General features: G+C 55.5%; 9 protein-coding genes and 1 pseudogene. 4 read left to right on the top strand and 6 right to left on the bottom strand.

Translation table 11 applies throughout. The features are described from left to right. Positions 1-106 precede the first annotated feature (106 nt). From B3729_RS22955 to B3729_RS22945, 3 genes are all read right to left on the bottom strand, one after another. Positions 107-472 (bottom strand): hypothetical protein, encoded by a 366-nt coding sequence (locus B3729_RS22955; RefSeq protein ID WP_286789102.1) that lies wholly within the window; start codon positions 470-472, stop codon positions 107-109. Between the two features lie 731 nt (positions 473-1,203). Further along, positions 1,204-1,380 carry a hypothetical protein gene (locus B3729_RS22950; RefSeq protein ID WP_162997726.1) on the bottom strand — a complete coding sequence of 59 codons (177 nt, stop codon included), beginning with the start codon at positions 1,378-1,380 and terminating at the stop codon, positions 1,204-1,206. A 420-nt stretch (positions 1,381-1,800) separates the two neighbouring features. Continuing rightward, on the bottom strand, positions 1,801-1,998 hold the full coding sequence (locus B3729_RS22945) for a hypothetical protein (protein WP_286789101.1): 198 nt from the start codon (positions 1,996-1,998) through the stop codon (positions 1,801-1,803). Positions 1,999-2,154: 156 nt separating this feature from the next. Here B3729_RS22945 and B3729_RS22940 point away from each other — a divergent pair, with 156 nt between their 5' ends. The 4 genes from B3729_RS22940 to B3729_RS22925 all read left to right on the top strand — a co-directional run bounded on the left by B3729_RS22940 (position 2,155) and on the right by B3729_RS22925 (position 4,885). After that, positions 2,155-2,457 carry a DUF6794 domain-containing protein gene (locus B3729_RS22940; RefSeq protein ID WP_286789100.1) on the top strand — a complete coding sequence of 101 codons (303 nt, stop codon included), beginning with the start codon at positions 2,155-2,157 and terminating at the stop codon, positions 2,455-2,457. Positions 2,458-2,623: 166 nt separating this feature from the next. Continuing rightward, the gene (locus B3729_RS22935; protein ID WP_286789099.1) at positions 2,624-3,424 is read left to right on the top strand and encodes a hypothetical protein; all 801 of its coding nucleotides are present in this window, start codon (positions 2,624-2,626) and stop codon (positions 3,422-3,424) included. 112 nt (positions 3,425-3,536) lie between these two features. Next, a complete protein-coding gene (locus B3729_RS22930) occupies positions 3,537-4,331 on the top strand; it encodes a hypothetical protein (RefSeq protein ID WP_286789098.1) in 795 nt (264 codons plus the stop codon). Between the two features lie 14 nt (positions 4,332-4,345). Beyond that, positions 4,346-4,885: a hypothetical protein gene (locus B3729_RS22925; RefSeq protein ID WP_286789097.1), complete on the top strand. Its 540-nt coding sequence runs from the start codon at positions 4,346-4,348 to the stop codon at positions 4,883-4,885. Between the two features lie 62 nt (positions 4,886-4,947). Here B3729_RS22925 and traN read toward each other — a convergent pair whose 3' ends face one another. The 3 genes and pseudogenes from traN to B3729_RS22910 form a co-directional block, all read right to left on the bottom strand. Then, the gene (gene traN / locus B3729_RS22920; protein WP_286789096.1) at positions 4,948-7,638 is read right to left on the bottom strand and encodes a conjugal transfer mating pair stabilization protein TraN; all 2,691 of its coding nucleotides are present in this window, start codon (positions 7,636-7,638) and stop codon (positions 4,948-4,950) included. Positions 7,639-7,651: 13 nt separating this feature from the next. Beyond that, positions 7,652-8,670 (bottom strand): annotated as a pseudogene (locus B3729_RS22915) (TraU family protein). Beyond that, the coding region (locus B3729_RS22910) for a TrbC family F-type conjugative pilus assembly protein (RefSeq protein WP_286789095.1) at positions 8,667-9,999 on the bottom strand (1,333 nt) is incomplete at its 5' end. The pseudogene B3729_RS22915 and the gene B3729_RS22910, both read right to left, overlap by 4 nt.

The raw sequence follows: 9,999 nt of genomic DNA, 5'->3' as shown, positions 1-9,999 counted from the left end.
TTCACGAGATGCAGATGATGCTGAAAAGCCGCTGGGGCTTGGAGGGGTATCGTCTGATCCGTCACCCCAGGGGGATGAACAGATCAGAGCGATACCGGAGGAGACATTACACAGAGATCAAGAGACCCCGGCGCAAGTAGGTAGGCTTCTCGTAATGGTCCCAAACCATCCTCTCTTCAGAGAAGCAGGGGGTTGCGACCGCTTCCACAACATCAGCCGGAGCTGGCGCCGCAGGAGCCTTCACCTTACGAGTAAGCAGATGCTGGATCAAAGCCCAGCTTCTTTTACCAATAACACATGCCAGTTTACGACTGAGCTTACCCAGCCGTCCCACTCCGAGGACGATACCTTGTTCAAGTGTCTGGGTCAGCCATACGCAGTACTTGATAAGCAAGTAAGCAATGGCAAACCCAACACCACAAAGAACAATAATAACGGCCGCGAACAATGAGAGTTCAAGTAGTGCAAACATGGTGAGTTCCTTCAGTGAAGGGGGTACTCACCAGTGTCTGGGAGTGGTCCCCCAGATTGGGAATATTGCTAAGGCTTAAAGTGGTAGCAGCCACTATCAGTTCGCAGAGCGAGTGATGGGTTAAACATAGCGCACTTTTTTGCAGGCCATAGTCGTACTGCCTACCCGCGCGGGCACAAATGCAAAAAAAACGAAAATATTTTGGGCATTTTCAAGGTAGAGCGGCTTTTTAAACGTGGAGGTACTCCAGTTCGATACAGTCGAGAACAGACAGCCGCTGAGTGTGGGTACGACAAAAAACAGGCATAAAAAAACCGCCTAGAAGGCGGCTTTTGGGTACTTCGTATTAGCCCAGGAAGTACAACGCTACAATAGTTAGTATGGATGTAGTTCCAACCGAGCCAACCGCAGCTGCGATGTCTTGCTAGGTGATCCGGGAAGCCTTTTCGTAGCGGGCATTGCTCTCGGACTCTTCCTTTCTGAGCTCTCTTTCCAGCTCTTCCTGCATCTCGGAAATGCTCTTCATGAGTCGAGCCTCAATCAGTAGAAGGCAAAAAAAAGCCCCTAGAAGGGGCTTTTTGTTTGAAGCATCAAGAATGCCGTTCGTGAAGCGCCTTGCGGGCTTCTGACTCGGAACGTTTCTGGCACCACAGGGCGTACAGACCGGTCCCACCCATGGTGATAAACACAAATGTGTAAATTAATAATCCGGCAGCAGTCTGGCTCATAAGTTAGTCCTCGACCGTCATGGCTATGCCTATAAACCATAGGCCCGTACCTATCAAGGTAGCGCACATGGACAGGCCAGTCGAGGGGCTAACGAATACACTGATCAGACCAGCAGCCACTGCCGTCGTACCAACCTTGCGAAGATCTTCGGCAAGTGCCTTGTATTTAACCTTTTTCATTCGAGTGTCGCTCCATAATCTCAGAGCGCACTTTTCCCCGGACGGGGCAGTGACGCCCCGAGGGGTTATTAAAAGAACAGCTAAAGGATGTTGCTAATTTTGCATCGTTAGAAGGTATGCAGCCTCTTTTCGCTCCACAAGGGAGTGAAACCGATCAACCAAAGGCACGGAGCGACAACTCAGACCCAGGGTACTTGGCGGATCGGTTTCAAGAGGGAAAGGCAAGCCCATACGCGTGAGAAAAAGCGCGGGCTGGTGAAGCGATAACGTTGAGCGCAAGGCTCACGTGGTACAGCTTTAAAGATGCTGAGGCTTAACGTGGTAGCTGCCACGTGAAAGCAAGAGTAGCGTATTTTTCAGCGTTGAACAGCGGTGGTTGATACCCGCGCGGGCACCAAAACAGACAAAGTTAGCAAAGCGCTAGCAAGTACAGTCGAGGATGTGCAGGACAGTGAGCGTCAGCACGGCTGTGCCGGTAAGCGACCCGATGACCAGTGCAATTTCCTTCCAGCTTAATGCAGAAGCTCTCTCGCACTGCTCGAGGAATTCAGCATGGTGTTTTGCTTCTTGTTCGCGTAGCTCGGCCAGATATTTTTCAGACTCTCCTACGGTTCTCATACTTTGCGCTCCGGATTGGGATGGCTCTATTGAAAATACTTCAGAATCTCGCCGATGCAAGCGTGGCAAGGTGCGATCAAGCGGACTTGCATCCAGAGGTTCGTGGGGTACGGTAGTAGTGAAACTACAGGTTCACCGCTTCACGAGGACTTCCCTATGCAAGATTCCGCTATTTCGGTTCCAGGCCGCTGGCCTACCACTGTTGAGGCTGCGGTCAAACAGCTGCTGACCATGCTCAGTGAAGAATCCAAGGCCACCGTTCGCGAACAGCCAGAAGAAGAGCTGATCCACTGCCACTATGGCCTGGGCATGGCCATACGCAACGAGTTTGGGCTCTGGAAGGGAAACGAGAAGCTACTCAAGGCTGCCTGTCCAACGGGAGGGCACCCTGACGATGCGTCGATGGTCATCATCCAGGCGCTATGGCGGGCCTTGCACGACAAGCGTCTATTGCACTGATTTGCCAGCAGGTAGACGTTCAATAGACATCTGTCAAGAAAAATGCCTGCAAAAAAAATGCTCCAATCCGGCTACTGCCTACCCGCGCGGGTAGGGAGTACGCCCGTGGGTGGTGTGAAGAATGTAGTACGGTCAACCCTGCATTCACCACTAACGGGGCTCCCCCATGAACGACATGACACTACCTCCGCCAGACGATCCCAAAAAGCCCGGCAAAGCCATAAATCTAACCCGGTCTTCGGTTACTCCAAGCAGCCATTCACGGCCCGTAATGCGCAAGACCTTCCCGCTGGCGTCAGATCAGGCGCAAAAGGTCTGCGAACGCACCTTTAGCCGTACAGCCTATTCGATGTTCTCTATTGAAGTGATCCTGCAGATCATTGGAGAAGAGAAGTCGGTCGACAAGGCGCGCGAAAGTATTGGCAAGCTCATCAGGAACACCGAAGACCAGATCGATAAACAGATTGCCCAGATTACAGAGGTAAACAAGGAACACGATCTGGACGAGAACTCCGCTTACTCGAATCCAGCCACCTATAACGTTGACATCACCAGTCCTCTGGCCATGCAGTATGCCAAGGTGCTGCTCAAGTTTGACCACATGGTCAAGATGATCGACGACCTGTGGATGAATGGTTATCTGGAGTCCCGTCAGCGCTCCAAAGCCCTGCATGACTGGCGCAACAGTATCTCGCGCCTCTCCAGCCGCATCATCAGCATTGAGAAACAGGCTCGCATTGCAGCGCATCGCAGGGGCAAGCAGGAAGAGGTCGACCAGACAGCACCGACCCGAGTTGATGAATATGATGTCGCTGCCTCGCTTAACGAAGCGATGAATCCTCAGGACAGCATCGAGGACGCCGATGCACTACCTCAAGTTGAGGATCAGCCCGAGCCGAGCGATAAACGAAAGCCCAAGGGCAAGTCTGATTCTGAGGACGATCTGACAGAGCCGGTGCCGGTTTAGGCGAGATCAATGAACAGTGTCTATATTGAGCGGCTTAGGTCGCTCTTTTTTTGCGCCAGACTTGCTCACAGGACATCTACTGGTAGTTTCAAGGGAACGGGGGAGAACAGCCATGAACACATTAAAGATTGCATCTGTACTGCTGACCACGGCCATCATGACCGGATGTGCCAGCACTTCTTCAGAGCCCACCGGCAGTTATGCCAGGCAGGTAGCAACCGCAGGTGGACTGCGCCTTGAGGATCATAAGGTACCCAAGGCCCAGTACGAAGCAGCGTTGACTTCTGTAACCGACGCCGGCCTTAACACAAGCGTACTGGCCTCCTCCCATGGCTTCAATATGAATGGCGGAGCAGCGTTGGGTGTGGGCCTTGCAGCCTGGTTGTTTAGTCCTGAGGCTCCAGAGCAAAGGGATGCTGTAATTGCTTTCGCACCGATGAGTTTGGGCGACAAACAGAATGCAGGGAAAGCGTTTGCTCTAACACTAGCTAAGGCTTACCAAAACGCATTCAAGGAAGTTGGTAACCTAGAGGTTTCTGAGGTTCAGCACACAAACTTTCTTGGCGAACGCTATTTTGTGAGTGGAAAAGGACCTCTTTGTAGAGATAATCAGAATGAGCAAGGCGAATCCTGTCTCTTTGCTGCATCCATTGAAACGCCGGTAGTAAGAACTTCACCACGCTTTATGGGTATGCCATCGCGCGAGACGTATGTATTTCAGGCCAAAGATAAAGTACTAATTGAGAGAAACGTCTACGGATCTTTTGATAAGCGGGTGTTCTTAATGAACGTCAGTAAACATCTCCCCGATTGGGCATATGTCTACGCCGCACCAGTACCTAAGGTTTCACCGCCAATGATCTTCCATAAAGGGGAAGTGCATTACTTTGTCGTGCCTGATGCTTGAGTGAGGCTCAGTCCATGACAGCGAAGTCAGAAGAAAAGGATGAGCTTCAGGAAGCGATCGAGGCGCTGGCCAGACTGCGAGTCAGAGGGCCGGCGCTACTCAAGATCGAGCCGCAAACCGTATCGGTGGACCCTTATGATCCAGACTTGCAAAAGAACCTGATTGCTCACCTTGGCACAAAGGCCAGACGGTTGATCAATTTTACCGTTGGCCAGTGCTATACCGAGCATGGCTTTCCGGTCTTTGTCGCCGCCAACCATCGAAAGTGCGTGTTTGGCCGCAAGTCGCTAGCGCCTGATCAGATCAACTCGGTCGAAGTCATCGAGACGCTGACCGAAGAAGACAGGCAGCTGTTTCCGTGGGAGGAGCTTCAGAGCAGGACGCTGTTCATGGTGGCGGTTAAATTGGTCACCGCCTACCGCCCTGCCCTGTATCTCTACCTGAACCTCAACAAGCCGATCTCAAGGGATACAGGCATGTACCAGGATGCACTAGCCAGAGCCCAGGCCCTGTGCGCTTCCATCCAGAGGTTCAAGGAATCAAAAGGGGTTTAACAGAGTGTACATAGAAAGGGGACCTAATAGGTCCCCTTTCTATGTACCACTAGTTGTCCCGTTTAATTCTGCAGCCCTCCTGGTGCAGCCATCGCATCCGTTGCTCGCTTGGCCGCGCCCTTGAGGTCTACCTCATTGGTAGCTCGGACAGTACGGTCCACGCTGTTTTCACGCAGCTGATCGGTGTTCAGGAGACTGCCCTGTCCTGTGAGCGTTTCCAGCGTGACGTTTTCGGTAGTCGGATAGAGGTTGTGCAGGTTCAGGAGATTGACCCACTCAGTAAGGTCAATGGTGTCCCAGTTGAGTTGGCCAATCTCATCGATTGTAAGCCCACCGCACTCCGGCTCCTCAGCGTCGCCCCAGTTCTTGCCCAGTTGAGGTCTGGCCTGCTCCTGAATGATGCGGGACAGCGGTGAGTTGAAGCAGCAATACGACTCGCGCTCTTCGATACAGAGTCCCGCTACCTTTGTCTTGCAGTACTTGCCGACCTTGTGGCAGTTGCCCAGCTCACGCTGCGCATTGAGTTCGAACTCCTCCTGCTCGCACTCCCAGATCATTTCAATAATAATCATCGCTACAACGTAATAGGTGTATAGGGTCATCAAAAATCCGAGAGAGCTTGAGACACCATCAACCACAGCGCCAGCTGACTCATTAAAGTAATCATCCGCAGCTTTGCCAGCGACGGCGCTTGCTCCGTTAGTTCCTCCCTGCTCTACCGCTTCGCCCATAGCTTTCTTGAAGAGATTACTTAACTGCTTTTTCAGCTCAGTTTTCACCGTATCAATGGCTTTATTCTTTAGACCAATGATGCCGTCATAAAAGGATGTGAACGGCTTGGTGATGGGCTGGAAGGTATTGACCACGGGGTTACGCAAGGTGGCGTAACTGCTCTGGATGGTGCCCAATGCACTTCCACTGTCAATGCTCATGATTGCTGAGTCGATCTTGGGCGCAGCCAGGACCAATGCCAGGTAGTCGCCTACCGAGACGTTGGTTGGCTGCTCGCAGCAGTCCACCGATCCACCGATGGCTTTCTTGCACTCACCCGGTTCGGCCTTGAAGATCTCGCACTCAACGTTTGTCGTGGCATCGGCCTCAGCACAGGCCAGATCCTCGCCCATGAACTGCGCCGCCTGAAGCAGTGATGCTGCCTTGTCGAAGTCCTGACTCACCTCTCGCGTGATGCCGATGCACTCCGCGCCCATACAGCTCACCGAACGCTGGCAGGCCTCGGGATTATCCACGCACCCCGGAAATGCCTCGGCCAGATCAATCTTGAGCTTGCACGCAACATTCGAGGTCGCTGCACCACAGTCATAGGTCTCGGTGAAGCGAATGCACTCGCCCGTCTCGGTGGCCTCACTGCACACCGACTTCACCAGCCCGCACTGGGGATTATCAGCCAGAGGGGTACAGGTGTCTTCGTAGCCGTCGATGGATTTACTGGCATCAATCGTGGCGGTCATGCTGCGGCACATGGGAGAGATGCCAGGGAGGCCCGTGGCAGGGAAATTACTCTCGCACACCCTGACGCCGTTCTGGGTCATGCACCCTGCTGAATCCAGCGCCGGCATCTCCGTGCAGCTGTAGGAGACGTCGCTGTAGTACTTGGTTGCCTCCTTGGTACGCGCCAGGCAATCAGCCGGGTCCCAGCCGTTATCCTTGACCGCCTTGCTGGCGTCATAGTTGAGCCGGATACGCCCATAGCCCTCCCCTTCGCCGGTAACCGAGACGCGAATCTTGAACCGCACCGTAGCGCCGGCCTTGACGTTCTTGAACAGGCTGGTGACATCAACCAGCGGGTTGGCGGTCCAGCTCTTGTTCAGCTCACAGGCACCCGCCGTCTCGGGTGGGAAGTTATTGTTGGGCCCCTGCCAGATGAGTTTTTCGTTACCGGCAGGCCCTACCCAGACCTGCATGTAGTCGTCCCACTTGGCGTACTCCAGCTGGGCACTGATCACCGCTTCGGGGTTGATCACCGTGACTTCGGTGAACTGCTCATAGATCTTGCAGTTGCCCGTCCAGTAATCATTTCCTACCTCGCCAATCCACAGCTGCATGCAGCCTGGGCCACAGGAGTTGAGGTTGGCAGGGCCTGCATGGTGCTCAATCACGCCCACGGTATAGTCATGGTCCGCCTCGCACTGGCCGTTGGGCATGTTGGGCCGGGTGCACTGCTGGAACTTGTTGGTGCTGGCGGTCGGGTCGGTGCCGTCATCGCAGTCGGGAAACAGTCCATCGGTGCTGTCGGTGGCCGTATACAGCTGATTAGTCTGCTTCATCATGGGATCGTTGGTGAGATCCATCTTGCCAACCGCTCGCGCACCCTGAACCACCTCAAAGGCCTGCCCCTGCAAGGACACCTCACCGCTGTCCTGCTCGGACCTGAGCGTACTCAGGGCTTCGGTGCCCGCCGAGTTCATCGCATCGCCGTCGTTGTACAGCTGCTGAAGGTCGGTAGGGTCCGCGGCATGCGGAAAGTACTTGTTGACCTCATCACCCGTACCGCCCGGAAACAGCTCGTTGATGTTTAGCGAGGTATTGGCACCCGGTAGCGTCAGAGTCCCATCCTCGCTGTAGGTAGCCAGGTCAGAAGGGTTAGGCGTAATGTCCCGCCCGAACTGCTGCGCCTCATGGCCAATGGCGCTCATGTCCGCCGCCTGCGCATGCTTCTGGTCAATTGGCATCCAGAGCATCAGGGCTGTCATGGCCCAGGCCGTGGAGCGGTAAACAAGTCCGGCTCTATTCATGGGTGGTTGGCCTCTATTGAGTCATGCAGCAGTCTTTCCAGCGCCAGATCGTGTAGATCGGGTCCTGTCCCTCGGCTGGAATGGTTCTGGCCTGCCCCCAGATCAGCGTGGACTCGCCGATCTTGTGGCCCTTCTTGGTTTCGGGCAGTGGATGCAGGATGGATAGCTTGTACTGGCTCTTGGGAAGCGTTGGTGTGATCTCACCGCCACACATGGCGCCATCGCCCATGGTCCCGTAAGCAAGACCGCGACGATGCAGCGCTGCCAGCACTCGCGCGCTCAGGAGGGAGCTGCCCTTGATCACGCCCCGATTGCCCGGCACGCTGCCGACCAGTGGGTACAACGTGCCCCAGCTGCCCGCGCACCAGAACATGCTTTCGATGGGATTGCCGGTAGCAGACGCCACGGCATCAGCGCTACAGGCAGTGGCCGCAACCGGGTTGGCTACGGCGGCCGCTTCCGGGTTGGCGAAAAGGCCAGCTCGGCGTTGTTCCAGGTCGGGTCCAGCTCGGACATGTACATCACGTCCAGGTCCATGTAGCCGTCGTTCTGGCACCAGCCCGAGGTAAAGAGATCCAGAATCACCAGCAGCGGAAAGGCGTAGTAGTGGTAGTGCATGAACATGCCGTCCTGCTTGCCGCCACTGCCATAGCCATGCGTGCCCTGAAAGGTACGGTCAAAGGGAAAGCGCACGCCGTTGAGCACTGACGAACAGCCCGGTACGCGCTGGAATTCCACCAGCCGTGCCGGCTCCCACATACCCGAGCTGATACCCGGACGCGGCACGTTGTTGGTGTCCCAGCACATGCAGGCCGACTTCTTGCTGGCGCCCTCCGGCACACCGCTGGTTTCGCCTGAGATGGAGACACCCGCCACACGTAGCGGAAACAGGCAGTCCCAGCAGATGTCGGTAATCAGCTTGGGGCCAATGACGTCACCGCTGTAGCAGCCCACCGCAGCATTGGCAGATGACATCCAGCACAGAAAGGAGAAAGCCAATGCCGACAAAAAACGAGAGATTTGCATATTCATAATGCGCTCCCGTCCTTGGCTGTCAGCTCCTTGACCACAAACACCTTGCCGTCACTGGTCACGATGCTGGGGGTATGCTCGATCTCGAAGCGCTCGATGATCTCCTTGGTGACCAGGTACACGGGCGCTTCGAAACGGTTGGAGAGACTGGTATAGCCTTCCCAGCCCTGCTCCTTGTCCATCTGGGTGGCCAGATAAGTCAGCTGCCGGATGTTTGGCTGTTTGGCCAGTTCGGGCAGGACACGGTCCAGGATCTTCATCTGGCCCGGTACTGACGGATCAAAGATCACCAGCGCCTGCGTAAAGGGCACCTGATCCAGTGGGTTGAGTACCGTACCGGCTTTCATCAGGACCTTGCCGTCAGCGCCAGCTAGATCCTGCAGCACGGTCACGCTGGGATCGATGGTGCGGGTGCGCGAGTGTGAGGCAGGCGGAATGTAGTTGAACTGCTGCTTTTGCCAGAACCGCCCGACGGCAGCCTGCTTTTTGGCTTCCCAGTTAACACCCGCCACGCGCTCCTGCATCATCTCGATCAGGTCCTGCTCGGCTATTTCCATTACCGGCCCGCGGCGGCCCTGATCGCCGGTCTGGCCCTCGGCGACCTGCTTTTCCAGCCACTCGGGTGAACTCAAGCCTTCTACCCGCGCCAGTACCTTTCGATCCACAAATTCGTTATGGGCGGTATCGTCCATGGCAATGATGGTTGGGACTTCAACTACCTTGAAGTCACGGTACAGGGTGGGATCGATCACGAGGTTGGGCAGCGGGTCGTATTCAGCAATGAGATGCTGGTAGTGCTTCATCCCTTCGTCGAGCTTCATGCCTTCCGGTACGCCACGAAATACCAGCACCACGTCTTGACGCTCGGAGGCCATCTCGAAGACTTCCTTGAGCGCCGCCTTGCCCAGGGAGAGCGAGACAAACAAGAGCATGGAGTGATGGGCATAGGTCTCGTTCTTGCGCGCTTCCATCCTGGCCGCCCGTAGCGTGGGATCGGTTTCCTCCATTGAGCGCACCAGCTCGGTGGCCTCCCCCATGGCCTTGTCCATCGAAGAGTTCTTGAGCGTATTGAGGTCAATGGCTGCGCCGGCACCCTGCTTGATGGCCTCTCCCTGCTCCACAATGGCCTGATCCTCGGCAGTCAGCGCCGTACTGCCCAGATGGGTACTGCCTACCACAGCGCTCTTCTCGGTGTCCTGTCGGGACGTCAGGAAGGTGCGAAGGTCACGGCCCTGCTCGATTTCCGGTGGCATGTTTGCAAGATCCGGAAGGTCAGCACCAGAGGCGGCCTGCGCCGCCCCCAGTACCAGTGAAAGAGCCAGCATGGCC

The organism is Pseudomonas sp. UBA3149 (assembly GCF_002364655.1).
GTDB classification, from domain to species: domain Bacteria; phylum Pseudomonadota; class Gammaproteobacteria; order Pseudomonadales; family Pseudomonadaceae; genus Chryseomonas; species Chryseomonas luteola.
Note: the sequence above shows the minus strand (reverse complement) of the source record. Positions and strands in the feature narration are given on the sequence as shown.

Bases quoted from the DNA above. Each gene is read 5' to 3' on its own strand.
- B3729_RS22940 (WP_286789100.1), top strand. From the start codon at position 2,155: ATGCAAGATTCCGCTATTTCGGTTCCAGGCCGCTGGCCTACCACTGTT.
- B3729_RS22955 (WP_286789102.1), bottom strand. From the start codon at position 472: ATGTTTGCACTACTTGAACTCTCATTGTTCGCGGCCGTTATTATTGTT.
- B3729_RS22925 (WP_286789097.1), top strand. From the start codon at position 4,346: ATGACAGCGAAGTCAGAAGAAAAGGATGAGCTTCAGGAAGCGATCGAG.
- B3729_RS22935 (WP_286789099.1), top strand. From the start codon at position 2,624: ATGAACGACATGACACTACCTCCGCCAGACGATCCCAAAAAGCCCGGC.
- B3729_RS22945 (WP_286789101.1), bottom strand. From the start codon at position 1,998: ATGAGAACCGTAGGAGAGTCTGAAAAATATCTGGCCGAGCTACGCGAA.
- B3729_RS22930 (WP_286789098.1), top strand. From the start codon at position 3,537: ATGAACACATTAAAGATTGCATCTGTACTGCTGACCACGGCCATCATG.
- B3729_RS22950 (WP_162997726.1), bottom strand. From the start codon at position 1,380: ATGAAAAAGGTTAAATACAAGGCACTTGCCGAAGATCTTCGCAAGGTT.
- traN (WP_286789096.1), bottom strand. From the start codon at position 7,638: ATGAATAGAGCCGGACTTGTTTACCGCTCCACGGCCTGGGCCATGACA.